Below are 26,777 nucleotides of genomic sequence, written 5' to 3'. Positions count from 1 at the left end.
TCATGGGTCATAAAGTTAATCCAATCGGAATCCGCCTCGGCATCGCCAAGGATTGGAATTCCAAGTGGTATGCCGGTAAGAAGCAGTTCGCTGAATTCTTGGCTGGCGACCTGAAAGTTCGCGATATGCTGCGTAAGAAGCTGGCGCAAGCCGGGATCTCCAAGATCCTGATCGAGCGTCCGGCCAACAACGCACGCGTCACCATTCACACCGCCCGTCCGGGCGTGGTGATCGGTAAGCGCGGTGAGGATATCGAGAAGCTGCGTAAAGACGTTTCCGATGTGCTCGGCGTGCCGGCGCACATCAACGTCACCGAAGTTCGCAAGCCGGAACTCGACGCACAGCTGGTGGCCGAATCCATCGCCCAGCAGTTGGAGCGCCGCATCATGTTCCGCCGCGCCATGAAGCGTGCGGTGGGTAACGCGATGCGTCTGGGCGCGCTCGGCATCAAGGTCAATGTGGCTGGCCGCTTGAACGGTGCAGAAATCGCCCGTTCCGAGTGGTACCGCGAAGGCCGCGTGCCGCTGCACACCCTGCGTGCGGACATTGACTATGGCTTCGCCGAGGCGAAGACCACCTACGGCATCATCGGCATCAAGGTGTGGGTCTATAAGGGTGAAATCTTTGATTTCAGCCAAGTGGGCCAGGAGAAGCAGGACGATACCCCGGCACCGCGTGGTGACCGTGAGCGTCCGCGTGGTCCGCGCCGTGACCGTGGCGATCGTGCCGACCGTGGCGAAGCGAGGGACTAAATCATGTTGCAACCCAAGCGAACCAAATACCGTAAGGTCCATAAGGGCCGTAACGATGGCCTAAGCTGGAGCGGCAACGCTGTTAGCTTTGGCGAGTACGGCCTGAAGGCAACCGCCTTCGGCCAGCTCACCGCCCGTCAGATCGAGGCCGCGCGTCGTTCCATCAGCCGTTACGTGAAGCGTGGCGGCAAGATGTGGATCCGCGTGTTCCCCGATAAGCCGATCACCAAAAAGCCAATCGAAGTCCGCATGGGCTCCGGTAAGGGCAACGTGGAATACTGGGTCGCCCAGATCCAGCCCGGCCGCATGATCTATGAGATCGAAGGCGTCAGCGAGGAAGTGGCACGCGAAGCGTTCCGTCTGGCCTCCGCCAAGCTTTCGGTCACCACCCAATTCGTGACCCGGACGGTGCGCTGATGGAACTCAAGCAATTACGTCAAAAGTCAGCGGACGAACTGAAGGCCCATTTGGTCGAACTGCAGAAAGAGCGTTTCGCGCTCCGCATGCAGAAGGCTACTGGCCAGCTGCCTCCGTCTAAGACCAATGAGCCCCGCCGCGTGCGCCGCGAGATCGCTCGCGTCAACACGCTGCTCGGCGCGCTGCAAAACAGCGTGACGAAGTAAGGAACGGCAGACATGACTGAACAAACCAAGAAGCTGCACACGGTCGAAGGCCGCGTTGTGAGCAACAAGATGGACAAGACCGTGACGGTGCTCGTTGAGCGCCAGGTCAAGCACGCGCTGTACGGCAAGTACATCCGTCGCTCGACCAAGCTGCACGCCCATGACGCCGACAACACCTGCAATGAAGGTGATGTCGTTCGTGTGGCGGAATGCGCACCGATGTCCAAGACCAAGAACTGGCGTGTGGTGGAAATCATCACCCGCGCTGCCGAGTAAACAGGAGATAAGCCATGATTCAAATGCAGAGCTTTCTCGATGTTGCCGATAACTCGGGCGCCAAAGAACTGATGTGCATCAAGGTGCTGGGCGGCTCGAAGCGCCGTTATGCTGGCATCGGTGACATCATCAAGGTGTCGGTGAAGGAAGCAATTCCGCGCGGCAAAGTGAAGAAGGGCGACGTTTACGACGCCGTCGTGGTGCGTACCCGTAAGGGTGTGCGTCGCGCCGACGGTTCGTTGATTCGCTTCGACGGCAATGCCGCTGTACTGCTCAACAACAAGCAGGAGCCGATCGGCACCCGCATCTTCGGACCGGTGACGCGCGAGCTGCGTACCGAAAAGTTCATGAAGATCGTGTCGCTTGCGCCTGAAGTGCTGTGAGCGGGGAGAATTAAGACATGAACCGTATCAAGAAAGGCGACCAAGTCGTCGTTACCACCGGTAACAAGAAGATCAAGGGTCAGACCGGCGAAGTGCTGCGTGTCGATGGTGAGCGCGTGTACATCTCCAACCTGAACCTGGTGAAGCGTCACACCAAGCCCAATCCGCAGGCCGGCCAAGCCGGTGGCGTGATTGAGCGCGAGGCGTCGATCCATATTTCCAACGTGATGATCCTGAACCCGGTGACGGGCAAGGGTGAGCGCGTTGCCACCAAGGTGCTAGAGAATGGAAAGCGCATCCGCGTGTTCCGCTCCAGCGGTGAGGCTATCTAACATGACCACACGTCTCGAAAAGTTCTACAAGGAAGAAGTGGTGCCGAAGCTGATGCAGCAATTCGGTTACACCAATCCGATGCAGGTGCCGAAGCTCGTCAAGATCACCCTGAACATGGGTGTGGGCGAAGCGGCAACCAACAAGAAGGTGCTTGAAAACGCCGTTGCCGACATGACCAAGATCTCCGGTCAGAAGCCGGTCGTGACCAAGTCGCGTATCTCGGTGGCGTCGTTCAAGATCCGTGACGGTTGGCCGATCGGCTGCAAGGTCACCTTGCGTCGTGCGCACATGTTCGAATTCCTCGATCGTCTGATCAACATCTCGCTGCCGCGCGTGCGTGACTTCCGCGGCGTGTCGGGGCGTTCGTTCGACGGCCGTGGCAACTACAACATGGGTGTCAAAGAGCAGATTATCTTCCCGGAAATCGACTTTGACGCCGTTGACGCAATGCGCGGTATGGACATTGCGATCACCACCACCGCGAAGACCGACGCAGAAGCGAAAGCCCTGCTCGAAGCCTTCCGCTTCCCGTTCCGCAACTAAGGACACGTCATGGCTAAGACTTCCATGGTCAACCGTGAGATCAAGCGCGCTAAGCTCGCTAAGCAGCACGCTGCCAAGCGTGAAGAGCTGAAGAAGGTCATCGCCAGCCAGGATGCCTCGTACGAGGACAAAATGGCTGCGGCGACCAAGCTGCAGAAGCTGCCGCGCGATTCTTCGCCGTCCCGTCAAACCACGCGCTGCGCCCTCACCGGTCGTCCGCGCGCGGTGTACAGCAAGTTCGGCCTCGGCCGTAACAAGCTGCGCGAAGCCACCATGCGTGGTGACGTACCGGGTCTCCGTAAAGCAAGCTGGTAAAAAACCTGTTACACTGCCCAGCTGCTCGCCGCGAAAGTGGTGGGCAGCAACCCCGAGCCTCACAGCAATGTGGGGCTTTGGTTGCACCAAAAAGCCAGTAATGGCACATCAAAACCCAAGCAGATTTTCGCGGAAGCGGATATCGGTGCTACTCATCAGGTGAATCTACATGAGCATGACTGATCCAATCGCCGACATGCTGGTGCGCATTAAAAATGCCGCCGCTGTTGGTAAGCAGACGGTACTAATGCCGTCGTCCAAGACCAAGGTGGCGATTGCCGCCGTCTTGAAAGAAGAAGGCTATATTGCCGATGCGCGTGTGACCCAGAACGGCGCGAAAGCCGAGCTGGAAATTGCGCTGAAGTATTTCGAAGGCAAGCCGGTCATTGAAACCCTGAAGCGCGTGTCGCGTTCGGGTTTGCGTCAGTACCGCGGCAAGGACTCCCTGCCGAAGGTACTCAACGGCCTCGGCGTTGCCATCATTTCCACCTCCAAGGGCATCATGACGGATTCGAAGGCGCGCCAGCAGGGCGTCGGCGGTGAAGTCCTGTGCATCGTGGCGTAAGGGAGTTTAGAACATGTCCCGAGTTGCCAAGAAGCCGATCACCCTGGCGAAGGGTGTAGAACTCAATATTCAAGCCGAAACGATCAGCGTGAAGGGGCCGAAAGGCACCCTGAGCATCGCCAAGCCCGAAGGTGTCGAAGTTTCCGTTGATAACGGTGCTGCTCACCTGACCGCAAACGATGCCTCCAATGTGCCGATGGCTGGCACCTTGCGCGCCATCGTTGCCAACATGGTGCACGGTGTGAGCACTGGTTTCGAGCGTAAGCTGGAACTGGTCGGTGTGGGTTACCGCGCTGCGATGCAGGGTAAGGACCTGAGCCTGTCGCTCGGCTTCTCCCACCCTGTCGTGTTCCCCGCGCCGGAAGGCATCACCATTGCAACCCCGACCCAGACCGAAATCCTCGTGTCCGGTGCGGATAAGCAGCTGGTGGGTCAAGTGGCTGCCAAGATTCGCGGTTACCGTCCGCCGGAGCCCTATAAGGGCAAGGGTGTGAAGTATTCCGACGAAACCATCATCCGTAAGGAAGCCAAGAAGGCGTAATCGCACCTTCAGCTTTCGGAGAAGAGAACCATGGAAAAGAAAATCGCTCGCCTGCGCCGCGCCAAATCGACCCGCGCGCATATCCGCGAACTCGGCGCGCCGCGTCTGTCGGTGCTGCGCACCGGTCAGCACCTGTACGCTCAGCTGTTCACCGCCGACGGCGCCAAGGTGCTGGCTTCGGCCTCCACCCTGCAAGCCGACGTTAAGGCCGGTTTGGCCAACGGTAAGAACAAAGACGCCGCCGCCAAGGTGGGTCAGATCATTGCCGAGCGCGCTAAGGCGGCTGGTGTCGAGAAGATCGCATTTGATCGCTCGGGTTACCGCTTCCACGGCCGCATCAAGGCGCTGGCTGATGCCGCGCGTGAGGCTGGTCTGCAGTTCTAATGTCGTAAGGGCATGGGGTGAACACTCCGTGCCCTTTCACATTGCTTGTCGGCGTGAGATACGCCGAATGTCGGGCTTGATTTCAAGTTCGGTAGTACACCCGAAACTACGCACAACCATAAGCGGCAAAGCCGCAAATTCCTTTCACTATTGAGACATCGAAAATGGCAGAACAACGCGAATCCCGCGGCCGCGACCGTAATCGCGAACGCGAAGAAATCGATGACGGCATGATCGAGAAGCTGATTGCGGTGAACCGCGTCAGCAAGACCGTCAAGGGTGGCCGTCAATTCACCTTCACCGCACTGACGGTGGTGGGTGATGGTGCAGGCAAAATTGGCTTCGGTTATGGCAAGGCAAAAGAAGTGCCGGTGGCCATCCAGAAGTCGATGGAATATGCCCGCAAGAATATGAGCAATGTGGATCTGAATAACGGCACGCTGTTCCATGCTGTGAAAGCAGGCCACGGTGCGGCGCGTGTGTACATGCAGCCGGCTTCCGAAGGTACCGGCGTGATCGCCGGTGGCGCGATGCGCGCTGTGCTGGAAGCGGTGGGCGTGAAGGACGTGCTGGCCAAGGCAGTGGGTTCGCGTAACCCGATCAACTTGGTGCGCGCCACGGTCAAGGGTTTGGTATCGATGCAGTCGCCAGCCCGTATTGCTGCTAAGCGCGGCAAGAAGGTGGAGGATCTGAACCATGGCTAATGCAACCAAGACCGTCAAAGTACGTTTGGTCAAAGGTCTGCGCGGCGTGCAAGCACGTCACCGTCTGTCGGTGAAGGCGCTGGGTCTTGGCAAGCTCAACAGCGTCCGCGAGCTGAAAGACAGCCCGCAGGTACGTGGTCTGATCAACCAGTTGCACTACTTGGTGCAGGTGGAGGAGTAATTCTATGAAGCTCAATACACTCAAGCCCGCAGAGGGCGCTCGTCAGGACCGCGTTCGCGTTGGTCGTGGCATTGGTTCGGGCCTTGGCAAGACCGCTGGTCGCGGCCATAAGGGTTCGTTCGCACGTTCCGGTAAGGGCAAGATCAAGGCGGGCTTTGAAGGCGGTCAAACGCCGATGCAGCGTCGTCTGCCGAAGATCGGCTTTGCTTCGATGATGGCCAAGGACACCGCTGAAGTGCTGCTGTACAAGCTGGATAGCTTGCCGGCAGGCGACGTGGATTTTGCTGCCCTGAAGGCGGCTCGTCTTGTGCCGAGCACGGCCAAGCGCGCCAAGATTGTGGTCAAGGGTGAGCTCACCAAGGCCTTCGTTTTGAAGGGTATTGCCGCAACTGCTGGGGCCAAGGCCGCGATCATCGCTGCTGGCGGCTCGCTGGCGGAGTAATCGACGAATGTCGCGCAGCGGTGAGTCAATAGCAGGGCTGCTGGGCGCGGGCAAGTTCACTGAACTTCGCTCGCGTCTGCTGTTTGTCATTGGTGCACTGATCGTCTATCGCATCGGGTGTTATATCCCGGTGCCGGGCGTCAACCCCGATGCCATGCTGCAGCTGATGGATTCGCAGAAGGGTACCGTTGTGGACATGTTCAACATGTTCTCCGGCGGCGCACTTGAGCGCTTCAGTCTGCTCGCGTTGAACGTGATGCCGTACATCTCGGCATCGATCGTGATGCAGCTGATGGTGCAGGTGTTGCCAAGCCTGAAGGCTCTGCAGAAGGAAGGCGAGTCTGGGCGTCGCAAGATTACCCAATACTCGCGTGTCGGTTCCGTGTTCTTGGCAGTGTTTCAAGCGGCAGGTATTGCGATTGCACTGCAGGGGCAGGGCGCAGGCACGGGCGCGCAGGTGGTCTATAACCCCGGTGTTGGCTTCGTGCTCACGGCTGTGGTGTCGCTCACTGCGGGTACGGTGTTCTTGATGTGGCTAGGTGAGCAAGTCACCGAGCGCGGTATTGGTAATGGCGTGTCGCTGATTATCTTTGCCGGTATCGTGGCGGGCTTGCCGGGTGCAGTGCTTAACACGCTGCAGCAGGCTAATAGCGGTGATATGCAGTGGATCACGGTGTTTGTGATTCTTGCGATCGTGCTGGCCGTCACTTGGTTCGTGGTGTTCATGGAAAGCGGTCAGCGCCGCATTACCGTGAACTACGCACGTCGCCAAGGTGGGCGCGGTGGTTACCAGAACCAGAGCTCGTTCCTGCCACTGAAGCTCAATATGTCGGGCGTGATCCCGCCGATCTTCGCATCGTCGATCATCATGTTCCCGGCCACGGCTTCGACGTGGTTTGGTCAGTCGGGTAGCCCGGCCACCGTTTGGCTGCAAAAAGTCAGCCAGATGCTGTCCCCAGGTGAACCGCTGCATATGATTTTGCTGGCCGCATTGATTGGTGGCTTCGCATTCTTCTATACCGCCTTGGTATTCAATTCGCAGGAAACTGCGGATAACTTGAAGAAGTCGGGGGCGCTCATTCCGGGCATCCGTCCGGGGCGTGCAACCGCTGATTACATCGATGGCGTGTTGACGCGTTTGACTGCGGCAGGTTCGGTGTATTTGATCCTGGTGTGCTTGCTGCCGGAATTGATGCGTACCGAACTGGGCGCTTCGTTCTACTTCGGTGGCACCTCGCTGCTGATCGTGGTGGTGGTGGTGATGGACTTCATTGCGCAGATTCAAGCGCATTTGATGTCGCACCAATACGAAAGCTTGCTGAAAAAAGCCAACCTGAAGGGTGGGCGTGCGCGCTAATCCGCGTTCTGCTATCCTACGCGGCCGCCTGGCTTAGGCGGCCGAGCAATACCGCCAGTTTGACGAAGGCGCAAACTGGCAAATGGGCGACCTGCGCGACGATCCCGCGTGCAGGTGGCTCTGGACCGATCCGCGCGCCAGAGTAGTGCGCGGGCAGGTACAGGCCGAAAGGTCTGGACGCTGCCAGTCTGGAGCCATCGCCGGAGCATGGGCACACTCCCCATGCCGAAGTCATGATCTTTAGGTCTTGACTTTTTCATAAGCCGGGATTGGGTTACAATTCCACGTTTCCCACGTCAAACCTGTCGGTTTGGCGTCATTTTGTTTATCGGAGATCGCCTTATGGCGCGTATTGCAGGCGTCAACTTGCCTGCCCAGAAGCATGTCTGGGTTGGTTTGCAAAGCATTTACGGCATTGGCCGTACCCGTTCCAAGCAGGTGTGCGAACTGGCGGGCGTGAACACGTCCACCAAGATTCGTGACCTGTCCGAGCCCGAAGTCGAGCGCCTGCGCGCCGAGATCGGCAAGTTCGTTGTCGAAGGCGACCTGCGTCGTGAAATCGGCATGGCGATCAAGCGTCTGATGGACCTTGGCTGCTACCGTGGTCTGCGTCACCGTCGTGGCCTGCCGCTGCGTGGTCAGCGTACCCGTACCAATGCGCGTACCCGTAAGGGCCCGCGTAAGGCCATCAAGAAGTAAGGAACAGACATCATGGCCAAACCATCAGCTGTTAAAACCAAGAAGAAGATCAAGCGCGTCGTTACCGACGGTATTGCACATGTGCACGCTTCCTTCAATAACACCATCGTGACCATCACCGACCGTCAGGGCAATGCACTGAGCTGGGCGACTTCGGGCGGCGCGGGTTTCCGCGGTTCGCGTAAGTCCACCCCGTTCGCAGCCCAGGTGGCTGCCGAAAAGGCAGGCAAGGCGGCGCTTGATTACGGCGTCAAGGCACTGGAAGTTCGCATCAAGGGCCCAGGCCCGGGTCGCGAATCCGCAGTGCGTTCGCTGAACAACGTTGGTTACAAGATCCTCAACATCATCGACGTGACGCCAATCCCGCACAACGGGTGCCGTCCGCCGAAGAAGCGTCGCGTCTAAGGGGGGCGATAAGAAATGGCTCGTTATATCGGTCCTACCTGTAAGCTCGCCCGCCGTGAAGGCGCTGACCTCTCGCTGAAGTCGCCGGCGCGTGCGCTCGATTCCAAGTGCAAGCTGGAGCAAAAGCCCGGCCAGCACGGTGCTAACGCCCGTAAGGGCAAGCTGTCCGACTACGCTACCCAGCTGCGTGAAAAGCAGAAGGTCAAGCGCATCTACGGCTTACTGGAGCGTCAGTTCCGCAACTACTACAAGAAAGCCGCCACCAAGAAAGGCAACACCGGCGAAAACCTCCTGCAGCTGCTGGAGACCCGTCTGGACAATGTTGTCTATCGCATGGGCTTTGCCGTTACCCGTCCGGCTGCACGTCAGCTGGTGAGCCACCGCGGGATCACCGTGAATGGCAAGCCGGTCAACCTGCCGTCCTACACGGTGAAGGCGGGCGATGCGATTGCGCTGTCGGAAAAGGCGCAGAAGCAGCTTCGCGTGAAGGAGTCGCTGACGCTGTCGGAACAGATGAATCTGTCCCCAGCGTGGGTTGAAGTTGATTCGAACAAGTTCGCCGGCGTATTCAAGGCCGTGCCGGATCGCTCCGACCTGCCCAGCGACATCAACGAAGCGTTGATCGTCGAACTGTACTCGAAGTAAGCCATTGCCATCAGCCGGCGCGGTCATTCCCGCGCCGGTTAGCAGGAGACACCACGAATGACGGTTACCGCCACCCAAGTGCTGCGTCCGCGCGGACCGCAGATCGAACGCATCACCGACCACCGCGCCAAGGTTGTGATCGAGCCGCTAGAACGCGGTTATGGCCACACGCTCGGCAATGCCCTGCGTCGCGTTTTGCTTTCGTCGATTCCCGGCTGCGCCATTACCGAAGTCGAAATTGACGGCGTACTGCATGAGTACACCACGGTTGAAGGCCTGCAGGAAGACGTTCTCGAAGTTCTGTTGAACCTCAAGGATGTTGCCATTCGCTTGCATAACGGCGACAGCGATGTCGTTGAACTGAAAAAACAAGGTCCTGGTGTTGTCACCGCTGCTGACATCAAGACCAACCACAATGTGGAAGTGCTGAACCCCGAGCACGTGATCGCCACCCTGACCAAGGACATCACGCTGAGCATGCGCTTGACCGTGACCCGTGGTTTTGGCTATCAGCCGGCGGCTGCACGCCGTCGTCCAGATGAAGAGAGCCGTGCCATCGGCCGCCTGATGCTGGATGCGTCGTTCTCGCCGGTGCGTCGCGTGTCCTACGCCGTCGATCCGGCGCGTGTGGAACAGCGCACCGACCTCGATAAGCTGGTGTTGGATATCGAAACCAACGGTACGATCGACGCCGAAGCGGCGGTGCGTACTGCGGCCGACATCCTCACCGATCAGCTGTCGGTGTTCGGCGATTTCACCCGCCGTGACGCCAAGCAGGCCAAGGGTGCCACCGCCGACGTAGATCCGGTGCTGCTGCACTCGATCGACGATCTGGAACTGACCGTGCGCTCGGCCAACTGCTTGAAGGCAGAAAGCATTTACTACATCGGTGATCTGATCCAGAAGACCGAAGTGGAATTGCTGAAGACGCCGAACCTCGGCAAGAAATCGCTCACCGAAATCAAGGAAGTGCTGGCTCAGAAGGGCTTGTCGCTTGGCATGAAGCTGGAAAACTGGCCGCCGGCCGGCGTTTCTTCGCACGGCATGATCGGCTGATGCACACGTCTCCTTCCCCTGATTGGGGGAAGGAGACATTTTGCCCACGAATCAATTTCGGGGCACGGTGACGCAGGGAATGCGCCGCCCGGACCAACCGCAGTCCATTGTTTCAACGCCAAGAAGGCGACAGCGAATCTCAATCGTTTTAATCTTTTATAGGACTTATCCCAATGCGTCATCAGAAATCCGGTCGCAAGTTCAACCGCACTAGCGCGCATCGTCATGCGATGTTCTCGAACATGGCGGCTTCGATCATCAAGCACGAACTCATCCGTACCACCCTGCCGAAAGCGAAAGAGCTGCGCGGCGTGGTGGAGCCGCTGATCACCCTCGCCAAGGTGGACAGCGTGGCAAACCGTCGCCTGGCTTTCTCGCGTCTGCGTGACAAGGAAGCCGTGGGCACACTGTTCACCGTGCTCGGCCCGCGCTATGCGCAGCGTCCGGGTGGTTACCTGCGCCTGCTGAAGTGCGGTTTCCGCGCTGGCGACAATGCGCCGATGGCCTATGTGGAACTGGTCGATCGCCCGCAAGCTGCTGAATAATTTCAACTTAGGTTGAATGCAAAAACCCCGGACGTAAAACCCGGGGTTTTTGTTTTGGGCGCAGCTGACGCATAATCACCAAGATAACCGTAAGGCGTAGGCATGAATCCGTTTCGTTGGTCGTTTCGTCAGCAGTTCCTGTTTGGCTGTTTCGCGTGTGCTGCCTTACTGTGCTATGCACTCTTTGTGCAGTTTCAGTTGGGTATTCAGCCTTGCCCGTTCTGTATTTTCCAGCGTATCTGCTTTGCTGCGTTGGGGTTTGTATTTTTGCTGGGGGGGATGCTATCGCCACGCTCTGCTGGCGCGCGTAAGGTCTGGGGTTTTGCGGCATTGATTCCAGCATTGGCGGGCGTGGGCTACGCCGGGCGGCATAGCTGGGTGCAGCTGTACCCGCCAGAGCTTCCGAGTTGCGGGCCTGGGCTTAACTTTATCGTAGAGCAGCATTCGTGGTTAGGTGCAGCCAAGCGCGTGCTGCAGGCTACCGGAGATTGCAGCAATATCGACTGGCAGTTTTTAGGGCTGTCCATGCCGATGTGGGCGCTGATCTGGTTTGTGTTGCTGGGGGCTGGTGCCCTTTATGCTGGGTTCCTTCCTCGTCATTCTCATTTGTTCCGGAAGTAACGGTTGCGCGCGGCGCACGTGCGCGGGATGATGCAATGCAGCAACTCTCGTGAAGCTTTGATATGTCCGCAGTCTCCGCCGTTCCCGCTGTTTCCACCACGATTGACACTACTTCAGCAACCGGCGGCTGGACGCCTTCAAGCTGGCGCAGCAAGCCTGCGCTGCAGCTACCCACCTATCCCGATGCCGAAGCGCTTGCGGCGGCGCAGGACGAATTGCGCGCATTACCGCCGCTGGTAACCTCGCGCGAAATTTTGTCGCTGAAAGAGCAGTTGGCGGAGGCGCAGGAAGGCAAGCGCTTCTTGCTGCAGGGGGGTGACTGTGCAGAAACCTTTGCCGAGTGCAATTCGGAAACGATCACCAACCGTTTGAAAGTGCTCCTGCAGATGAGCCTTGTGCTGGTGCACGGCTTAAAGCTTCCGGTGGTGCGTGTGGGCCGCTTTGCGGGGCAATATGCCAAGCCGCGTTCGGCCGACACAGAGACCAAGGGGGATGTCACGCTGCCGAGCTATCGCGGCGATATCGTCAATAGCCCCGAGTTCACGGCGCAGGCGCGCACTCCTGACCCGCGCCGGATGATCAAAGCACACGCACGTTCGGCAATGACGATGAACTTTGTGCGCTCGCTGGTCGACGGCGGTTTTGCCGACTTGCATCACCCTGAATTTTGGGGGCTCGGCTGGGTGGATCAATCGCCGGATGCGGCCGAATATCAGAAGATGGTGTCGGGCATTGGCGATGCCGTGCGGTTCACTGAAATTTTGGTGGGTCGCAAGATGCAGAGCTTAAGCCGCGTCAGCTTCTACACCTCGCACGAAGCGCTGCTGCTTCCGTATGAAGAAGCACAGACCCGGCAGGTGCCGCGCGCGGATGGCTGGTTCAATCTTTCCACCCACTTTCCGTGGATTGGCATGCGCACGGCTGATTTGAACGGCGCGCATCTGGAATACTTCCGCGGGATCAATAACCCGATTGCGGTCAAGGTGGGGCCGTCGGTCACGCCGGATCAATTGTTGCGCGTGATCGATGCGCTGAATCCGAATGATGAACCTGGGCGTTTGGGCCTGATCCACCGCATGGGCGCGGATCAGATTGCCGCGAAGCTACCGGCGCTTCTGGAGGCGGTGAAGCGCGAAGGCCGCCGTGTGCTATGGATTTGCGATGCCATGCACGGCAATACCGAGTCCACCAGCAACGGTTACAAGACCCGCCGTTTCGCCAATATCCGTAGCGAGATCGAACAAGCGTTCGATATTCACCAAGTGGCCGGAACGCGGCTTGGTGGCGTGCATCTGGAAATGACCGGCGAGAACGTGACCGAATGCCTCGGCGGCGCGCGTGCGCTCACCGAACTGGACTTGCAGCGCGCTTACCGCACCACGGTGGACCCGCGCCTTAACTACGAGCAGTCGCTGGAAATTGCGATGCTGATTGTGAAAAAGCGCGGTGTGATCGACGCTTAATCCGCTAGTGCGCGTCCTTACTGGGAGCCACCGTAGGTAGAAGCTGCGGTGGCTTCCGTGCATGGGTCGCTTGTTCAAACGCGTAGCCAAGTTCAATGAGGCGCGGCTCGCTCCACGCGGTACCCATCAGCACGAGCCCTACGGGCAGGCCGTGGACATCGCCCATGGGGACGGTGAGGCTGGGATAGCGTGCAGCGGAGGCAGCGCCGTAGCCACCGGCGGCGTAATGGTCGCCGTTGACCGGATCGGTGGGCCACGCAGGCGCAGTGGCGGGCGCAACCAGTGCATCGAGCTGCTGCTTGTGCAGGGCGACATCGATGCCTTCAGGCCCAGCGAGGCGGCGCACCTTGTCGCGCAAGGTGATATATTCGGGCGTGCTGAGTGGGCCGAGTGCATTGGCTTGTTCGAACACTTCTTGCCCGAACAACGGCATCTCGGCGTCGGCATTGCGCTTATTGAAGGCAATGATCTCGGACAGCGAGCGATAAGGCGCGTTGCCCGCGACGAGGTAGCGCTGCAAGCCGTCTTTGAGCTCGTATTGCAGCATCGTGTATTCGGCCTCGCCCCACTGGCCAAGCGTGGGGATCTCCGCGTCCACCACGGTGGCGCCGGCGGCTTTTAGCTTGACGATGGCGTCTTCCATCAACCGGTTGACTTCGGGGCGATAGCCCATCAGCTGGCGTACAACGCCGATGCGTGCGCCTTTGAGCGCGTTGGCTTTGAGATGCTGGGTATAGTCGATCGCCGCCGTATTTTTACGTTCGCTAGAGGCTGGATCTTGTGGGTCGGGCGCGGCCATGGCGGTGAGTAGGGCGGCGGCATCGGCCACGCTGCGCGTCATTGGGCCGGCGGTGTCTTGCGAGATGGAAATGGGGATGATGCCGCTACGGCTGACCAGCCCAACGGTGGGTTTCAGGCCAACGAGGCCTGCTACTGAGGAGGGGCAGATAATACTGCCGTCGGTCTCGGTGCCAACGCCTACAGCGGCGAGATTGGCTGCGATCGCGGTGCCGGTGCCTGCGCTGGAGCCGCAGGGGTTGCGATCAAGCGCGTAGGGGTTTTTGGTCTGCCCGCCGACGGCGCTCCAACCGGAGATGGAGCGGCTGGAGCGGAAGTTGGCCCATTCAGAAAGATTGGTTTTGCCTAAAATCACGGCGCCAGCTGCGCGTAGTTTTTGAATCAAAAAGGCGTCGTTCTTGGGGTGGTAGTCTGCAAGGGCTAACGAGCCAGCCGTGTTGGCCATCGGCGTGGCGTCGATATTGTCTTTAATGAGAACCGGAATGCCGTGGAGTGGCCCCCGCACAGTGCCCGCCTTACGTTCGGCGTCCAAGGCGTCGGCCTCTTCGAGTGCGTTGGGATTCGTAGTGAGTACCGAATGGAGCGTGGGGCCGCTACGATCGATGGCGGCGATGCGGTCAAGGTAGGCGGAGGTGAGCGTATGGCTGCTGAGTGTGCCTGCGGCCATTTGCCTCTGCAGATCAGCAACGCTGGCTTCTGCAAACGTGAAATCAGAGGCCGGTTTGCTTGCTGTTTGCGCCTGCGTTACGGGGGGCGATTGACTGGGTTGGCATGCCGCAAGCAAGAGCATGGACACAGCGACAGCAAGCGGCAAATAGCGCATCAGAAAGACTCCCCTCAAGATGCCTTAGCATCTCCAGATGTGGGAGTAGATGCAAATAAAATTATTTACGGCGCTTGATGAGGTCGCGCGCGAGTACCCAAAGGACGAGTACGTTGATGGCAACGGCAATGACCGAGAGCCAGCCTGGGTGCTTGGCGAGTGCGTATAAATCAAAAGGCAAATAAAGCATGACGGTGATGCAGCCCAGCCACGAAGCCCAAGCCTTGGCGTACCACAGGCCCCAGCCTTCGAGTAGATGCATCACGCCATAGAGCGCAGCGAGTAGGGCGGCGATGTGCACGCCGTCGGGGTTGATGGCATTCGATAACCACGCGGCGGCGCCGTGGTTAGGGTCAAGGTGAAACGTATCGATTAAGGCGTGCACCCAGCGCCGCAGTGGAGCGGGGCCGAGTAGTTCCAGCCCACTGGCGGCCAGCAGTGCGAGGCCGCCTTTGCCAAGTTCAACCAGCGCGATGGCATGTAAACCCGGATGCGCGTGCGGATCCGGGTTGTAGTGCTTCACGATCACGGTTTAGGCCGCGCGGCTGGCACGCTTGCGGTCAATCTCGGTGCGGAATTTTTTACGCAGGCGAATTTGCTTCGGGGTGACTTCTACTAATTCGTCGTCGTCGATGAATTCCAGTGCCTGCTCCAGTGAGAACTTGATCGGCGGAATCAGACCTTCGTCGTCATCCTTACCGGCGGCGCGGAAGTTGGTGAGCTGCTTGCCGCGTAGCGCGTTCACGGTAAGGTCGTTGTCCTTGCTGTGAATACCCACCACTTGGCCTTCATAGATTTCTTCACCCGGCTCAATAAACAGACGGCCGCGCTCTTGCATGGCGATCTGTGCATAGGCGGGTGAGCTGCCGGTGCCGTTGGAGATCAGCACACCGTTCGAACGCTGACCGATGCTGCCCTCGGTTTTGGCGGCGTAGTGATCGAAGACGTGGAACAGTAGGCCGGTGCCGGCGGTGAGGGTTTTGAATTCGGTTTGGAAGCCAATTAGACCGCGCGCCGGGATGATGTAGTCCAAGCGCACGCGGCCCTTGCCGTCGGGTTCCATGTTCTGCAGCAGCGCTTTGCGCTCGCCCAAGCGGCCCATCACGCCGCCTTGGTACTGGTCGTCCATATCTACCACGAGGGCTTCATACGGCTCGGAGAGCACGCCGTCGATGGGCTTGATGATGACTTCCGGACGCGACACGGCAAGCTCGTAACCTTCGCGGCGCATGGTTTCAATCAAAATAGACAGGTGCAATTCGCCGCGCCCGCTGACTTTGAATTTGTCGGCATCAGCGGTGTCTTCCACGCGCAGCGCCACGTTGTGCTGGGTTTCGCGGGTGAGGCGGTCGCGCAGCTGACGGCTGGTGAGGAACTTGCCGCCGCTGCGTTCTTTCACCCCAGCAAACGGCGAGTCGTTCACTTGGAAGGTCATGCTGATGGTGGGTTCATCCACGGCAAGCACTGGCAGTTGCTCAACCGCAGACGGGTCGCACAGGGTATCGGAAATGCCGATGCCTTCGATCCCCGAGAACGCGATGATGTCGCCCGCCGACGCGTCCTGCACTTCGATGCGCTCCAGCCCCATGAAGCCCAGCACCTGCAGCACTTTGGCGTTGCGGGTCTTGCCGTCAGCGGCGATCACCGTTACCTGCTGGTTGGGCTTGACCTTGCCGCGCTGGATGCGGCCAACACCAATGACGCCGACGTAGTTGTTGTAGTCCAGCGAGGTGACGCGCATTTGGAACGGGCCATCCGGGTCCACCGGCGGGGCGGGGACGTGTTCACAAATGGCTTCAAACAGCGGGGTCATATCGCCGCTGCGCACGCTTTCGTCCATCCCGGCAAAGCCCTGCAGGCCGCTGGCATACACGGTGGTGAAATCGAGCTGTTCGTCGTTTGCGCCAAGGCGGTCGAACAGGTCAAAGGTTTGATCCAGCACCCAACTCGGGCGCGCACCGGGGCGGTCTACTTTGTTGATGACCACAATCGGTTTGAAGCCCATCGCGAACGCTTTTTGCGTCACGAAGCGGGTCTGCGGCATGGGGCCGTCCATCGCGTCCACGAGGATCAGCACCGAGTCCACCATCGAGAGCACGCGCTCCACCTCGCCGCCGAAGTCGGCGTGTCCGGGGGTGTCTACGATATTGATGCGCCAGGTTTCGCCGGTCTTGGGGTTGGTCCAGCGGATCGCGGTGTTCTTCGACAGAATGGTAATGCCGCGTTCTTTTTCAATATCACCGCTGTCCATGACGCGTTCGGCCACTTGGGCACGCTCGTCGAAGGTGCCGGACTGCTTGAGCAGCTGATCGACGAGGGTGGTTTTGCCATGGTCAACGTGGGCGACGATGGCGATATTGCGGAGTTTTTCGATGGACATATGAAACGGGCCCGTGCAAGCCGCACCTCGGTGGCCGAGTCGGCCGGGCGCGTGGATTTCAGTGGAGGAAGCCGATCATTATAGCGGTTTCAGAAAAATGCTGCGGGCTCTTGTTTCTGGAGGAGGACGACACCATATCCTCGGTTCAGAAATCCCTTTCGTATTAGGAATCCCGTATGTCCCTGCTCGCCGTTTTCGATACTGACCGTGGCCAGATCAAAGTTGAACTGCATCAGGAGAAGGCCCCGTTGACCGTGGCTAACTTCGTGAATTTGGCGCAGCGCGGCTTTTACGATGGCCTGAACTTTCACCGCGTCATTGCAAATTTCATGATCCAGGGCGGCTGTCCGGAAGGTTCCGGCCGTGGTGGCCCCGGCTACCGGTTCGAAGATGAAGCTAATAATGGCGTGCCGCACGAGCGTGGTGTGTTGTCGATGGCCAACGCAGGCCCGAACACCAACGGCAGTCAGTTCTTCATCACCCATGTGCCCTGTGAATGGCTGAATGGCAAGCACACCGTGTTTGGCAAGGTGGTGGAAGGTCTCGACGTGGTCGATGCCGTGCAGCAGGGCGATGCGATCAAGTCGGTCAAGATCGAAGGCGACGCCGAAGCAGCGCTGGCCGCCAAGGCCGATCGCGTGGCCGAATGGAACAAAATTCTGGCGGCTTGATCGTGCCGAAGTGAAGCATCCAACGAAGAGCGGCCAGTGTGCCGCTCTTCGTGTTTTTCAACAGAGCTTTTATGGATGAAAACCTTGTGCCTTAACGGTGGCGAGGCTTGTGCTAACATCCAAGAGGTTTCTCCCACGTCAATCCACGCCGCGAATTGCGGCCTACTTAAGAGGTTCCCCTACGATGCCTCAACTCGCTCAGCGCATGAGTCGCGCCAAGCCCAGCGTCATCATGCAAATTGCCGATAAGGCCAAGCGCCTGAAGGCTGATGGTCGAGACATTATCAGTTTCTCGATCGGTGTTCCTAATTTTCTACCCGGTGAGCATGTCTATGCCGCAGCGCGCGATGCGCTGGCCAAAGACAGCGGCCAATACGGCAGCAACCGTGGTACCGATGCACTGTTGGATGCGTTCTTACAGCACATCGAAAAATTGGGGCTTACCGGCTATGGCCGTGCGAATTGCTCTACCGGTATTGGTGCGAAGCACATTCTTTACAACTTGGGCGAAGCCTTGCTCGACGAAGGCGATGTGATCATGTTCCCGGCACCGTACTGGACCACCTATATGGACATTGCGGAGATCCTCAATGCCACGGCGGTAGAGCTGCCGTGCCCAGCTTCGCAAAATTACAAGCTCACCCCCGCCCAGCTGGACGCGGCGCTGAGCCAGCACAAGCCGAAGGTGTTCCTGTTCAATAATCCATCGAACCCCACGGGCATGGTGTATACCGGCGAAGAAATCGCTGCGCTGGCCGAGGTGCTGGTGAAGCATCCGGAAACGTGGATCATCACGGATGATATCTACAACCGCATGCTGTTTGATGGTCTGAAGTACACCAATTTTGTGCAGTTCCGCCCTGAGCTGCGCGAGCGTACCGTGTTTGTGGATTCGCTATCCAAGACCTATGGCATGCCGGGTTGGCGCGTGGGCTTCCTTGTGGGGCCTGAGTCGGTGGCGAAAGCCGCAACAACGCTGAACTCCAACCACATCACCGGTTTGCCGGAAGTGGTCACTGCCGCTGCAATCGCCGCGCTGAGCGGCCCGCAAGACGTCCCAACAGAAAAATGCGCCGAGTTCCAAGCGAAGCGTGACATCGTGATGGGTGCCATGAACGCCATTCCGGGCGTGGTCTGCCCACGGCCGCAGGGGGCGTTTTATGTGTTTCCCGATGTGAGCTGCGCGTTTGGAAAATCGCATAACGGCAAGAAGATCGAAAACGATGTGGATTTCTGCAGCTTGCTGCTAGAAGCCAAGGGCGTGGCTTGCGTGCCGGGTTCGGCTTTCGGTGAACCTAAGGCGCTGCGCATCAGCTACACCTGCCCCACGCCACAGTTGGCACCGGGCCTTGCGCGTATCCAAGAATTTTTTGCCGAATTAAATTGATGAGTGGCGGGCCGTGGCCCGCCTTTTAGGAGACAAAACGATGAAAGCCCCCGTACGAGTTGCTGTAACCGGCGCCGCTGGCCATATTGGCTATGCGCTGTTGTTCCGTATTGCGTCTGGTGAAATGCTCGGCAAAGACCAGCCGGTGATCCTGCAGATGCTGGAACTGCCGATTGAAAAAGCCCAGGCCGCGCTCAAAGGCGTGATGATGGAGTTGGATGACTGCGCGTTCCCGCTGCTGGCGGGCATGGTGGGCACCGATGATGCCGAAGTCGCGTTCAAGGACGCCGACTACGCCCTGCTGGTCGGCGCGCGTCCGCGCGGCCCGGGCATGGAGCGCAAGGACCTGCTGCTGGAGAACGCCAAGATCTTCACCGCCCAGGGCGCCGCGCTGAACAAGGTGGCTAGCCGCAACGTCAAGGTACTGGTGGTCGGTAACCCCGCCAATACCAATGCCTACATTGCGATGAAGTCTGCGCCGAGCCTTCCGGCCAAGAATTTCACCGCGATGCTGCGCCTTGACCACAACCGCGCGCTGTCGCAGCTGGCGACCAAGGCCGGTGTGGCTGTGGGTGATATCGATAAGCTCGCCGTGTGGGGCAACCACAGCCCAACCATGTACCCGGACTATCGCTTCGCCACCGCCAACGGTGTGTCGCTGAAGGACAAGATCAACGACGCCGATTGGAACGCCAATACCTTCATCCCGGTAGTGGGCAAGCGCGGCGCGGCGATCATCGAAGCCCGCGGCCTGTCGTCGGCGGCCTCGGCGGCCAATGCCGCGATTTGCCACATGCGCGACTGGGTGCTGGGCACTAACGGCAAATGGGTCACCATGGGCGTTCCTTCGGACGGCAGCTATGGCATCCCGGAAGGCATCATCTATGGTGTGCCGGTGACCACCGCCAACGGTGAATACACCCGCGTGGAAGGCCTTGAGATCGATGAATTCAGCCGCACAGCGATGAACAAAACGCTGGCCGAGTTGATCGAGGAGCGCGCAGGCGTGGCGCATTTGCTGTAAGTACGCATGAGCACTAAGCGAAAAGGGCGGCTTCGGCCGCCTTTTTTGTGCGCGGATACGCGGCTTCGCTTGCGCGATGCGCACGAAAGGCGTTAAGTACGCGAATGGATCAACGGCAGTCGAACTTTGGGGAGTCGGCGGAGCGTGCCGCGTCTGCGCTCTTGAAACTTGCAGCCAACAAGGCGCTGCTGATTGCGCTCGTCTATTTATTTCTGGGGACGCTTTGGATATTGGGTTCGGACAATGTGCTGAACAGCATGTTCGCAGACCCAAACGTGGTCGCGCAGCTGCAAACGTGGAAGGGCTGGTTCTACGTTGGAGTAACGGCGCTGTTGCTGTACGCCGTGCTGTATCGGCTGCTGCGCAGTGAGGCATCGCAGGTGGTGCATCAGCGTAAACTGCGTGATGATTTGGATCTGCTCAATCAGTTTCGCGAAAGCATCATTGATAACGCCAATGTTTGGATCAATGTGCTCGACGCGCAGGCGCGGGTGACGGTATGGAACAAAGCCGCAGAACAGATCAGTGGCTATCGACGCGATGAAGTCGTAGGTAGCGCTGATATTTGGACGCTGCTCTACCCGGATGCCCACTACCGCAACGAGATCGCCGGACGCGTGCGCGCCATTCTTGAAGAAGGCGCGGAGGTGGAAGGTTTTGAAACCCGCATGTGCTGTCGTAATGGTGAGTACAAAATCATTGCTTGGAACCAGCGGCGTTTTTTCAGCGAAGGCGGGGTGGTTGGCTCAATTGCGATTGGGCAAGACGTCACCGAGCGCAACCGCCTGCAGCAGGAGTTAGAGCGGCTGGCTGTGCGTGATCCCCTGACGGGTCTATTCAACCGTCATCGGTTCGAAGCGCAGGTCAACGAGGCGTTTGCGGCATGTCTGCAAGAAGATCAGCCGTTTTCGATGCTCTGGATGGATATTGATGAATTCAAAAGCGTGAATGATCGTTTTGGCCATCAAGTGGGCGACGACATATTGTGCGGCGTGGCGAATGCCCTGCAAGAAGTTGTTGGCCATGTGGGCATCGCAGCGCGCTATGGCGGTGACGAACTGGTGGCGGCGCTACCACGTTGCACGATCGTTGAAGCCTGCGCACTGGCTGAAGCGGTGCGTGAGCGTGTGGAGCAGGCAAGGCTGCTGCACGCATGTGGAGAGGGCAATGAGGTTTTGACCGTCAGTATCGGTGCGGCCGAACGCGGCGGAAAGGAAATGACGTTGCCGGCCTTGCTGGTGGCGGCCGACGAAGCGATGTACCGGGCCAAGTCGTCTGGGCGCAACCGCGTCTGTGGATTGATGGAGTAGGGCCTCGGCGCTGAAGGGCAGGCGGCGCATCGGCTAAACTAGCTTCTTTTGCTGGAGCCTTCCATGAGCCTTTCCACTGCTGGCGCCCGGTTTCGCGCTGCGCTTGCCGAAGAATCCCCCTTGCAGGTGATTGGTGCGATCAATGCCAACCACGCTTTGCTGGCCAAGCGCGCAGGGTATCGCGCCATCTACTTGTCAGGCGGTGGTGTGGCGGCCGGTTCGCTGGGGCTGCCGGATCTTGGCATCAATACTTTGGAAGACGTGCTGATCGACACGCGCCGGATCACCGATGTTTGCGACCTGCCGCTGCTGGTGGATATCGACACAGGCTTTGGCCCCAGCGCGTTCAATATCGCGCGCACGGTTAAAAGCTTGATTAAAGCGGGTGCGGCGGCTTGCCATATCGAGGATCAAGTAGGCGCTAAGCGCTGCGGCCATCGGCCGGGTAAAGAGATCGTGTCACAGGGCGAAATGGCCGATCGCGTGAAGGCTGCGGCCGACGCCAAAACCGACCCCAACTTCTTCCTTATTGCGCGCACCGACGCCATTCAAGTGGACGGTGTGGATGCTGCGATCGAACGTGCGCTGGCCTGCGTGGAAGCCGGTGCCGACGGGATTTTCGCCGAAGCCGCATACGACCTTGCCACCTACCGCCGCTTTGTGGATGCAGTGAAGGTGCCGGTGCTGGCCAATATCACCGAGTTTGGGAAAACCCCGCTGTTCTCGCGTGACGAGCTGGCCAGCGCGGGTGTAGCGATTCAGTTATTCCCATTGTCGGCGTTCCGCGCGGCCAATAAGGCGGCCGAAAACGTGTACGAAGCGGTGCGTCGCGACGGCCATCAGCAGGCGGTGGTTGCGGCGATGCAGACGCGTGAAGAGCTGTACGACCGGATTGGCTATCACGCCTTCGAACAACAGCTTGATCGTGTCTTCGCCGATAAAAAGGCATGATGAGCCTGTCTTTCTAGCCGAGCGCCGACATGTCGATACCGTTTGTCACGCCGCATAAAGTGGATCGCCGCCAGACGGCGCAGCAATACTTGCAAAAAGAACTGGACGATTTGCCACTCGAAGAGCGGCACGTCGTTGAGCGCTTTATCGCAAGGCGCGGCGTGGCACGCAATATCGAAAAAGAGTTTCGCGAAGCACGTTCGTTTGGTGAACGCGTTGCCGACCGCGTGGCTGAGGTGGGAGGAAGCTGGAACTTCATCATCACCTTTGGTGTGCTGTTGGTGATTTGGATGGTGGTCAATACGTTCTTATTAGTGAAAGCGTTTGATCCCTATCCTTATATCTTGTTGAACTTGGTTCTATCGTGCTTGGCGGCGGTGCAGGCACCGATCATCATGATGAGCCAAAACCGACAAGCCGCCATCGACCGCTTGAATGCGAGCAATGACTATCAGGTTAACGTCAAAGCCGAGCTGGAAGTGCTGCAAATTCACGCGAAAATTGACCGGCTGCGCGAGCAGGATTGGGTCACGCTCGTTGAGCTGCAGCATCGTCAAATTGAAATGCTGCAACGCCTGATTGCCGAACAAACGGCTGAAAAGAACAATCCGCAACGCACTTAAATCAATAAACGATTGGGAGGAATGCAATGAGTGAGTCAACCGCAACCCCTGGCTTCAAACCGAAAAAATCCGTCGCGCTAAGCGGCACTGCGGCAGGTAATACCGAGCTATGCACCGTGGGTCGTAGCGGCAATGATTTGCACTATCGCGGCTATGACATTCTGGATCTCGCAAATACCTGTGAGTTTGAAGAAGTGGCGCATTTGCTGGTGCACGGCAAGTTGCCCACCCATGCCGAACTCAAAGCCTATAAGGAAAAGTTGAAGTCGCTGCGCGGTATCCCTGCGGCGGTGAAGTCGGCGCTGGAAGAGCTGCCGCCGTCGGCGCACCCGATGGATGTGATGCGCACCGGCGTGTCGGTGCTGGGTTGCGTGTCGCCTGAAAAAGACGACCATAACTATCCTGGTGCACGCGATATCGCCGATAAGCTCATGGCCTGCCTTGGCTCGATGCTGCTGTATTGGTACCACTACAGCCATAACGGCCGCATCATTGATGTGGAAACCAACGATGATTCCATCGGTGGCCACTTCTTGCACTTGCTGCACGGCGAGAAGCCGCGTGAAAGCTGGGTGCGGGCGATGCACACTTCGCTGATTCTGTACGCCGAACACGAGTTCAATGCATCTACCTTCACTTGCCGTGTGATCGCAGGTACGGGCAGCGATATGTACTCCTGCATCACCGGTGGCATCGGCGCGCTGCGCGGCCCCAAACATGGTGGCGCGAACGAGGTAGCGTTTGAAATTCAGAAGCGCTACGACACGCCAGACGAAGCCGAGGCCGATATCCGCGCGCGTGTGGAGCGCAAAGAGGTCATTATCGGATTCGGCCACCCGGTCTATACGGTGTCTGATCCACGCAATAAGGTGATCAAGGAAGAGGCGCAGCGCCTATCGGAAGGGCAGAGCAATATGAAGATGTACGACATCGCCGAGCGCCTTGAGTCGGTGATGTGGGACATCAAAAAAATGTTCCCGAACCTCGACTGGTTCAGCGCGGTGAGCTACCACATGATGGGCGTGCCAACGGCGATGTTTACGCCACTGTTTGTATTGGCACGTACGGCGGGTTGGAGTGCGCACGTCATCGAACAGCGCGTGGATGGCAAGATCATTCGCCCCAGTGCGAATTACACCGGGCCAGAAGACCGCAAGTTCGTGCCAATTGATAAGCGCTAAGCGCGATCAACAAAAAGGCCGCGATCATCGCGGCCTTTTTGTATCAGCAGACGGGATGAATTAGATCAACCCTTCGGCCTTCATCGCGGCTTGAACGCCTGCATCGGCGGCCATATGCGCATCAAAGCGGGCAAGATTATCTAAGCCAGACAGATCCACGCCAACCTTCTTCGCCCATTGGGTGACGATGAACCAGTATGGGTCGGCTACTGAGCGGCTGCCGGTGATCCAGTCTTTGCCTGCCAGCTGGGCATCAGCACGTTCAAAATACGTGCGCAGCTGCGCACGCGCGTTGTCGTGGCTCTTCTTAATAGCCGCTTCGTCTTCTAAGTAGGCCGTTGCACCGAACAGCGGCTTGAACGCCGGGTGTACGTCGGCATTCACAATGCTGAGCCAGCGGTTCACCTCGGCACGGCTTTGTGGGCTGCCATCGCCGCAGAGGCCGCAGTCGGGGTAGGTGTCTAATAGATAGTGCAAAATCGCAGCGTTCTGGGTGAGCACCCAGTCGCCTACCTGCAGCGCCGGAACCGCACCCGCCGGGTTGAGCCTGCGATACTCCGGTGTCGCGCGCTGTTCGCGCGTGACGACTTCAAATTCAAACGGCTTGCCGATCCATTGCAGAACGATATGGTCAGCGGTGGAGCAAGCGCCTGGCGATGTATAGAGTTTGATCATAGGACCTCCTTGGAAAGGACGTCACTATCAAACATTCCAAGTAAAGCGTCGATGATGACGGCGGCAACGCAGCGTGCCACCGGCGTGCATTAACTGCCGCGTGGACGCAGGCTTTGCACCTTATAGAAGGTATGGCCGCCAATGGTGGCTACCTGGTCGGCCGTATTCCAGCTGGGGTTCGCGATTGCGTGTGCAGCAAAATGGCTGGCGCCGGGAACAACCAGCTTGCGCTTATTTCGAGGCAGGGCCCAGTTGCGTTCGGAAGCAAAGGAGACCGAAACAGCCTCGGTCCACGCTTCTATATTAGATAGCCGTGTTTGCGGCGATACCAAAGTGGGTGCGAACTGTTTACGCGCGGTCACCACTTGGCACAGATTGTGCCCCCACAGGCCGCTATCACGGCGGCGTAGGGCGACTTCAGCAACGGCTTGCTGGCCGAGCACGGATTGATCGCGTGCTTCTAGGTACACCGTGGTGGATAGGCAGAGCGAGTCTGCGGCCGGCTGCGGCAATACATGCGACAGCCAGAGAATCCAAGCTAACTTCATAAAAGAACTCCTTGCTCCGTTGCGGCGTCACGTGCGTAGTTGAAGGCACGAGAGCGTCATGGCGTACTGGGGAGGGCGGCTGCTCTATGGCGGCCTTTGCCCGGGCGCGCCGTACCGTGAGAAAGGGGTTCGGTCAGCGTGCCGGTGTGGCGAGCGGCGTGGAAGCCGTCAAGCCGGAAAGTGGGCGCACCTTAAACCCGATTTTATGAATAAAGCATGAATGTATGACTAAGGGCATCTTGACTTGTTGTGCGCACGGCGGATGAACTTGATGGGTTCAGTTGCTGCAGTGATATGCTGTGCATCGGAATTGCGCAAAATTCCGGGCTGTGAATCTGAATGGGGGCTGGCGAAAAGTGTGTCCGATTTTGCACAATGACGGGGCGTTATGTTAGTGTTAACCCGCTTTCGTCGCGTCTTGCCGATAGTTTTTGCGAGCGCGCGGATATTTTGGTGGCGGAAGCGATGCGTCACTGTTTCTTTAAACATTTGAATCAAGGAGCTGAAACATGAATAAGAAACTCCTCTGCGCCGCCCTTATCGGTGGTCTGGGTTTGGCGCAAGCCGCGTCCGCCCAGGAGTTTGATGATCGTTGGTTCGTTACCGGTTCGGCTGGTATCAACCTTCAGGACACGGATCGTGGGACAGAAAATGGCCCATTCGGGACGGTTGGTTTTGGTAAGTTCTTGACCCCTCGCGTTTCGCTAGAAACGGAGTTGAACTACCAGAACATGCATAAGGAAATTAATAACAACCTGTGGTGGACCCAGTACGGCGCTTCGCTGGATGCGCGTTACCACTTCCGTAATGCCGATTCCAAATTCTGGCCGTACCTGCGTGCGGGTTTGGGTTGGCAGCGTCATGAAGAGGAGTTCAATGCAACGCCGAGCCCGAACAGCCCCGGCAAGCACAAAGATTCCAACCTGGCGGTGAATTTGGGCGCGGGCCTGCAGTTTGACTTTGGTCGCGTAAATCTGCGCACTGAAGTTGGCACGCGTGTGGATTTTGATGATCAGCAGGCGCGCATTGGTAGCCAGCAAGATCAGTTTGCTGACACCTTGGTATCGCTGGGTCTAACAGCGGCTCTCGGCCCAGAACCCGTTGCGGCAGTCGCTCCGGCTCCGGCTCCGGCCCCGCAGCAGAGCTGTGCGGATCAGGATGACGACGGTGACGGCGTCAACAACTGCAACGACAAGTGCCCGAACTCGCAGGCTGGCCAGACCATCGGTCCGGACGGCTGCCCGGTGCCGGTCTCGATCGACCTGAAGGGCGTCAACTTCGATTTCGACAAGGCCACCCTGCGTCCGGACGCGATCGCGATCCTGAACGAGGCCGCCGAGATCCTGAAGCGCTATCCCGATCTGAAGGTCGAGGTCGCCGGCCACACCGACCTGTGCGGCAAGGACACCTACAACCAGACGCTCTCCGAGAAGCGTGCGCGCGTGGTGTTCGACTACCTGGTCAACAACGGCGTCGACGCCTCGCGTCTGGCGGGTCCGGTCGGCTACGGCGAGAGCCGTCCGCTGGAAGACATGGGCCAGGCGTTCCCGGGCTGCAAGAGCGAGAAGAACCG

35 protein-coding genes are annotated in these 26,777 nt (G+C 58.6%); 30 read left to right on the top strand and 5 right to left on the bottom strand.

What is annotated here, in order from left to right:
* Nucleotides 1-2 precede the first annotated feature (2 nt).
* The 22 genes from rpsC to KUL77_RS06860 all read left to right on the top strand — a co-directional run bounded on the left by rpsC (nt 3) and on the right by KUL77_RS06860 (nt 12,833).
* The gene (rpsC, locus tag KUL77_RS06965; protein WP_297144959.1) at nt 3-752 is read left to right on the top strand and encodes a 30S ribosomal protein S3; all 750 of its coding nucleotides are present in this window, start codon (nt 3-5) and stop codon (nt 750-752) included.
* Nucleotides 753-755: 3 nt separating this feature from the next.
* Nucleotides 756-1,169, top strand: coding sequence for a 50S ribosomal protein L16 (gene rplP / locus KUL77_RS06960; RefSeq protein WP_297144956.1), 414 nt, complete (start codon nt 756-758; stop codon nt 1,167-1,169).
* Nucleotides 1,169-1,375 carry a 50S ribosomal protein L29 gene (gene rpmC, locus KUL77_RS06955; protein WP_297144955.1) on the top strand — a complete coding sequence of 69 codons (207 nt, stop codon included), beginning with the start codon at nt 1,169-1,171 and terminating at the stop codon, nt 1,373-1,375. The genes rplP and rpmC overlap by 1 nt, the downstream gene beginning before the upstream one ends.
* A 12-nt stretch (nt 1,376-1,387) precedes the next feature.
* The gene (rpsQ, locus tag KUL77_RS06950) at nt 1,388-1,651 is read left to right on the top strand and encodes a 30S ribosomal protein S17 (protein ID WP_297144952.1); all 264 of its coding nucleotides are present in this window, start codon (nt 1,388-1,390) and stop codon (nt 1,649-1,651) included.
* 14 nt (nt 1,652-1,665) lie between these two features.
* A complete protein-coding gene (rplN, locus tag KUL77_RS06945; protein ID WP_028839560.1) occupies nt 1,666-2,034 on the top strand; it encodes a 50S ribosomal protein L14 in 369 nt (122 codons plus the stop codon).
* Between the two features lie 17 nt (nt 2,035-2,051).
* A complete protein-coding gene (gene rplX, locus KUL77_RS06940; protein WP_297144945.1) occupies nt 2,052-2,366 on the top strand; it encodes a 50S ribosomal protein L24 in 315 nt (104 codons plus the stop codon).
* Between the two features lies 1 nt (nt 2,367).
* Nucleotides 2,368-2,910: a 50S ribosomal protein L5 gene (gene rplE / locus KUL77_RS06935; RefSeq protein ID WP_297144943.1), complete on the top strand. Its 543-nt coding sequence runs from the start codon at nt 2,368-2,370 to the stop codon at nt 2,908-2,910.
* A 9-nt stretch (nt 2,911-2,919) separates the two neighbouring features.
* Nucleotides 2,920-3,225 (top strand): 30S ribosomal protein S14, encoded by a 306-nt coding sequence (gene rpsN, locus KUL77_RS06930; RefSeq protein WP_297144941.1) that lies wholly within the window; start codon nt 2,920-2,922, stop codon nt 3,223-3,225.
* 169 nt (nt 3,226-3,394) lie between these two features.
* Nucleotides 3,395-3,790, top strand: coding sequence for a 30S ribosomal protein S8 (gene rpsH / locus KUL77_RS06925; RefSeq protein WP_297144940.1), 396 nt, complete (start codon nt 3,395-3,397; stop codon nt 3,788-3,790).
* Nucleotides 3,791-3,803: 13 nt separating this feature from the next.
* Nucleotides 3,804-4,331 carry a 50S ribosomal protein L6 gene (gene rplF, locus KUL77_RS06920; RefSeq protein ID WP_297144937.1) on the top strand — a complete coding sequence of 176 codons (528 nt, stop codon included), beginning with the start codon at nt 3,804-3,806 and terminating at the stop codon, nt 4,329-4,331.
* A gap of 30 nt (nt 4,332-4,361) precedes the next feature.
* A complete protein-coding gene (gene rplR / locus KUL77_RS06915; protein ID WP_297144935.1) occupies nt 4,362-4,715 on the top strand; it encodes a 50S ribosomal protein L18 in 354 nt (117 codons plus the stop codon).
* Between the two features lie 164 nt (nt 4,716-4,879).
* Entirely contained in the window at nt 4,880-5,419 is a 540-nt protein-coding gene (gene rpsE / locus KUL77_RS06910; protein WP_297144933.1) for a 30S ribosomal protein S5, read from the top strand.
* Nucleotides 5,412-5,600 (top strand): 50S ribosomal protein L30, encoded by a 189-nt coding sequence (gene rpmD, locus KUL77_RS06905; protein ID WP_297144930.1) that lies wholly within the window; start codon nt 5,412-5,414, stop codon nt 5,598-5,600. Before rpsE ends, rpmD begins: the two co-directional genes overlap by 8 nt.
* 4 nt (nt 5,601-5,604) lie before the next feature.
* Nucleotides 5,605-6,042, top strand: a complete 438-nt coding sequence (gene rplO / locus KUL77_RS06900) for a 50S ribosomal protein L15 (RefSeq protein ID WP_297144927.1) — start codon at nt 5,605-5,607, stop codon at nt 6,040-6,042.
* 7 nt (nt 6,043-6,049) lie between these two features.
* Nucleotides 6,050-7,399 (top strand): preprotein translocase subunit SecY, encoded by a 1,350-nt coding sequence (secY, locus tag KUL77_RS06895; protein WP_297144924.1) that lies wholly within the window; start codon nt 6,050-6,052, stop codon nt 7,397-7,399.
* A 342-nt stretch (nt 7,400-7,741) separates the two neighbouring features.
* On the top strand, nt 7,742-8,098 hold the full coding sequence (rpsM, locus tag KUL77_RS06890) for a 30S ribosomal protein S13 (protein WP_297144921.1): 357 nt from the start codon (nt 7,742-7,744) through the stop codon (nt 8,096-8,098).
* Between the two features lie 12 nt (nt 8,099-8,110).
* The gene (rpsK, locus tag KUL77_RS06885; RefSeq protein WP_297144918.1) at nt 8,111-8,503 is read left to right on the top strand and encodes a 30S ribosomal protein S11; all 393 of its coding nucleotides are present in this window, start codon (nt 8,111-8,113) and stop codon (nt 8,501-8,503) included.
* Between the two features lie 15 nt (nt 8,504-8,518).
* Nucleotides 8,519-9,148: a 30S ribosomal protein S4 gene (gene rpsD, locus KUL77_RS06880; RefSeq protein ID WP_297144916.1), complete on the top strand. Its 630-nt coding sequence runs from the start codon at nt 8,519-8,521 to the stop codon at nt 9,146-9,148.
* 57 nt (nt 9,149-9,205) lie between these two features.
* Nucleotides 9,206-10,204, top strand: a complete 999-nt coding sequence (rpoA, locus tag KUL77_RS06875; protein WP_297144914.1) for a DNA-directed RNA polymerase subunit alpha — start codon at nt 9,206-9,208, stop codon at nt 10,202-10,204.
* Nucleotides 10,205-10,377: 173 nt separating this feature from the next.
* Nucleotides 10,378-10,749 (top strand): 50S ribosomal protein L17, encoded by a 372-nt coding sequence (gene rplQ / locus KUL77_RS06870; RefSeq protein ID WP_297144912.1) that lies wholly within the window; start codon nt 10,378-10,380, stop codon nt 10,747-10,749.
* A gap of 102 nt (nt 10,750-10,851) precedes the next feature.
* Nucleotides 10,852-11,370 (top strand): disulfide bond formation protein B, encoded by a 519-nt coding sequence (locus tag KUL77_RS06865; protein WP_297144910.1) that lies wholly within the window; start codon nt 10,852-10,854, stop codon nt 11,368-11,370.
* 62 nt (nt 11,371-11,432) lie between these two features.
* A complete protein-coding gene (locus KUL77_RS06860; protein WP_297144909.1) occupies nt 11,433-12,833 on the top strand; it encodes a 3-deoxy-7-phosphoheptulonate synthase class II in 1,401 nt (466 codons plus the stop codon).
* Nucleotides 12,834-12,837: 4 nt separating this feature from the next.
* Here KUL77_RS06860 and KUL77_RS06855 read toward each other — a convergent pair whose 3' ends face one another.
* From KUL77_RS06855 to typA, 3 genes are all read right to left on the bottom strand, one after another.
* Complete coding sequence (locus KUL77_RS06855) at nt 12,838-14,454, bottom strand: amidase (protein ID WP_297144907.1); 1,617 nt, start codon at nt 14,452-14,454, stop codon at nt 12,838-12,840.
* Nucleotides 14,455-14,515: 61 nt separating this feature from the next.
* A complete protein-coding gene (locus tag KUL77_RS06850) occupies nt 14,516-14,983 on the bottom strand; it encodes a DUF2127 domain-containing protein (RefSeq protein WP_297144904.1) in 468 nt (155 codons plus the stop codon).
* A gap of 3 nt (nt 14,984-14,986) precedes the next feature.
* Entirely contained in the window at nt 14,987-16,834 is a 1,848-nt protein-coding gene (typA, locus tag KUL77_RS06845; protein ID WP_297144901.1) for a translational GTPase TypA, read from the bottom strand.
* 176 nt (nt 16,835-17,010) lie between these two features.
* Here typA and KUL77_RS06840 point away from each other — a divergent pair, with 176 nt between their 5' ends.
* The 7 genes from KUL77_RS06840 (at nt 17,011) to prpC (ending at nt 23,981) form a co-directional block, all read left to right on the top strand.
* On the top strand, nt 17,011-17,505 hold the full coding sequence (locus KUL77_RS06840; protein ID WP_297144898.1) for a peptidylprolyl isomerase: 495 nt from the start codon (nt 17,011-17,013) through the stop codon (nt 17,503-17,505).
* 184 nt (nt 17,506-17,689) lie between these two features.
* The gene (locus KUL77_RS06835) at nt 17,690-18,892 is read left to right on the top strand and encodes a pyridoxal phosphate-dependent aminotransferase (RefSeq protein WP_297144895.1); all 1,203 of its coding nucleotides are present in this window, start codon (nt 17,690-17,692) and stop codon (nt 18,890-18,892) included.
* Between the two features lie 40 nt (nt 18,893-18,932).
* Nucleotides 18,933-19,916: a malate dehydrogenase gene (locus KUL77_RS06830; protein WP_297144892.1), complete on the top strand. Its 984-nt coding sequence runs from the start codon at nt 18,933-18,935 to the stop codon at nt 19,914-19,916.
* A 104-nt stretch (nt 19,917-20,020) separates the two neighbouring features.
* Complete coding sequence (locus KUL77_RS06825) at nt 20,021-21,226, top strand: sensor domain-containing diguanylate cyclase (protein ID WP_297144890.1); 1,206 nt, start codon at nt 20,021-20,023, stop codon at nt 21,224-21,226.
* 51 nt (nt 21,227-21,277) lie between these two features.
* On the top strand, nt 21,278-22,177 hold the full coding sequence (gene prpB / locus KUL77_RS06820) for a methylisocitrate lyase (protein WP_297144985.1): 900 nt from the start codon (nt 21,278-21,280) through the stop codon (nt 22,175-22,177).
* 29 nt (nt 22,178-22,206) lie between these two features.
* Nucleotides 22,207-22,800, top strand: a complete 594-nt coding sequence (locus KUL77_RS06815; RefSeq protein WP_297144887.1) for a DUF1003 domain-containing protein — start codon at nt 22,207-22,209, stop codon at nt 22,798-22,800.
* 26 nt (nt 22,801-22,826) lie between these two features.
* On the top strand, nt 22,827-23,981 hold the full coding sequence (prpC, locus tag KUL77_RS06810; RefSeq protein WP_297144885.1) for a 2-methylcitrate synthase: 1,155 nt from the start codon (nt 22,827-22,829) through the stop codon (nt 23,979-23,981).
* 60 nt (nt 23,982-24,041) lie between these two features.
* Here the strand turns inward: prpC and KUL77_RS06805 are convergent, their stop codons facing one another.
* Together KUL77_RS06805 and KUL77_RS06800 are read right to left on the bottom strand one after the other, a co-directional pair.
* On the bottom strand, nt 24,042-24,653 hold the full coding sequence (locus KUL77_RS06805) for a glutathione S-transferase N-terminal domain-containing protein (protein ID WP_297144982.1): 612 nt from the start codon (nt 24,651-24,653) through the stop codon (nt 24,042-24,044).
* Between the two features lie 92 nt (nt 24,654-24,745).
* The gene (locus tag KUL77_RS06800; protein WP_297144882.1) at nt 24,746-25,204 is read right to left on the bottom strand and encodes a cell wall hydrolase; all 459 of its coding nucleotides are present in this window, start codon (nt 25,202-25,204) and stop codon (nt 24,746-24,748) included.
* Nucleotides 25,205-25,713: 509 nt separating this feature from the next.
* Here KUL77_RS06800 and KUL77_RS06795 point away from each other — a divergent pair.
* On the top strand, nt 25,714-26,777 hold a 1,064-nt coding region (locus KUL77_RS06795; RefSeq protein WP_297144880.1), incomplete at its 3' end, for an OmpA family protein.

The sequence above is a fragment of the Thermomonas sp. genome, from assembly GCF_019104945.1.
In the GTDB taxonomy this organism is placed as follows: Bacteria; Pseudomonadota; Gammaproteobacteria; order Xanthomonadales; family Xanthomonadaceae; genus Thermomonas.
This window is presented reverse-complemented; position numbering and strand designations above follow the sequence as displayed.

Coding starts and splice junctions, on each gene's coding strand:
- rpsC (WP_297144959.1), top strand. CDS start 3: ATGGGTCATAAAGTTAATCCAATCGGAATCCGCCTCGGCATCGCCAAG.
- rplP (WP_297144956.1), top strand. CDS start 756: ATGTTGCAACCCAAGCGAACCAAATACCGTAAGGTCCATAAGGGCCGT.
- rpmC (WP_297144955.1), top strand. CDS start 1,169: ATGGAACTCAAGCAATTACGTCAAAAGTCAGCGGACGAACTGAAGGCC.
- rpsQ (WP_297144952.1), top strand. CDS start 1,388: ATGACTGAACAAACCAAGAAGCTGCACACGGTCGAAGGCCGCGTTGTG.
- rplN (WP_028839560.1), top strand. CDS start 1,666: ATGATTCAAATGCAGAGCTTTCTCGATGTTGCCGATAACTCGGGCGCC.
- rplX (WP_297144945.1), top strand. CDS start 2,052: ATGAACCGTATCAAGAAAGGCGACCAAGTCGTCGTTACCACCGGTAAC.
- rplE (WP_297144943.1), top strand. CDS start 2,368: ATGACCACACGTCTCGAAAAGTTCTACAAGGAAGAAGTGGTGCCGAAG.
- rpsN (WP_297144941.1), top strand. CDS start 2,920: ATGGCTAAGACTTCCATGGTCAACCGTGAGATCAAGCGCGCTAAGCTC.
- rpsH (WP_297144940.1), top strand. CDS start 3,395: ATGAGCATGACTGATCCAATCGCCGACATGCTGGTGCGCATTAAAAAT.
- rplF (WP_297144937.1), top strand. CDS start 3,804: ATGTCCCGAGTTGCCAAGAAGCCGATCACCCTGGCGAAGGGTGTAGAA.
- rplR (WP_297144935.1), top strand. CDS start 4,362: ATGGAAAAGAAAATCGCTCGCCTGCGCCGCGCCAAATCGACCCGCGCG.
- rpsE (WP_297144933.1), top strand. CDS start 4,880: ATGGCAGAACAACGCGAATCCCGCGGCCGCGACCGTAATCGCGAACGC.
- rpmD (WP_297144930.1), top strand. CDS start 5,412: ATGGCTAATGCAACCAAGACCGTCAAAGTACGTTTGGTCAAAGGTCTG.
- rplO (WP_297144927.1), top strand. CDS start 5,605: ATGAAGCTCAATACACTCAAGCCCGCAGAGGGCGCTCGTCAGGACCGC.
- secY (WP_297144924.1), top strand. CDS start 6,050: ATGTCGCGCAGCGGTGAGTCAATAGCAGGGCTGCTGGGCGCGGGCAAG.
- rpsM (WP_297144921.1), top strand. CDS start 7,742: ATGGCGCGTATTGCAGGCGTCAACTTGCCTGCCCAGAAGCATGTCTGG.
- rpsK (WP_297144918.1), top strand. CDS start 8,111: ATGGCCAAACCATCAGCTGTTAAAACCAAGAAGAAGATCAAGCGCGTC.
- rpsD (WP_297144916.1), top strand. CDS start 8,519: ATGGCTCGTTATATCGGTCCTACCTGTAAGCTCGCCCGCCGTGAAGGC.
- rpoA (WP_297144914.1), top strand. CDS start 9,206: ATGACGGTTACCGCCACCCAAGTGCTGCGTCCGCGCGGACCGCAGATC.
- rplQ (WP_297144912.1), top strand. CDS start 10,378: ATGCGTCATCAGAAATCCGGTCGCAAGTTCAACCGCACTAGCGCGCAT.
- KUL77_RS06865 (WP_297144910.1), top strand. CDS start 10,852: ATGAATCCGTTTCGTTGGTCGTTTCGTCAGCAGTTCCTGTTTGGCTGT.
- KUL77_RS06860 (WP_297144909.1), top strand. CDS start 11,433: ATGTCCGCAGTCTCCGCCGTTCCCGCTGTTTCCACCACGATTGACACT.
- KUL77_RS06855 (WP_297144907.1), bottom strand. CDS start 14,454: ATGCGCTATTTGCCGCTTGCTGTCGCTGTGTCCATGCTCTTGCTTGCG.
- typA (WP_297144901.1), bottom strand. CDS start 16,834: ATGTCCATCGAAAAACTCCGCAATATCGCCATCGTCGCCCACGTTGAC.
- KUL77_RS06840 (WP_297144898.1), top strand. CDS start 17,011: ATGTCCCTGCTCGCCGTTTTCGATACTGACCGTGGCCAGATCAAAGTT.
- KUL77_RS06835 (WP_297144895.1), top strand. CDS start 17,690: ATGCCTCAACTCGCTCAGCGCATGAGTCGCGCCAAGCCCAGCGTCATC.
- KUL77_RS06830 (WP_297144892.1), top strand. CDS start 18,933: ATGAAAGCCCCCGTACGAGTTGCTGTAACCGGCGCCGCTGGCCATATT.
- KUL77_RS06825 (WP_297144890.1), top strand. CDS start 20,021: ATGGATCAACGGCAGTCGAACTTTGGGGAGTCGGCGGAGCGTGCCGCG.
- KUL77_RS06815 (WP_297144887.1), top strand. CDS start 22,207: ATGTCGATACCGTTTGTCACGCCGCATAAAGTGGATCGCCGCCAGACG.
- prpC (WP_297144885.1), top strand. CDS start 22,827: ATGAGTGAGTCAACCGCAACCCCTGGCTTCAAACCGAAAAAATCCGTC.
- KUL77_RS06800 (WP_297144882.1), bottom strand. CDS start 25,204: ATGAAGTTAGCTTGGATTCTCTGGCTGTCGCATGTATTGCCGCAGCCG.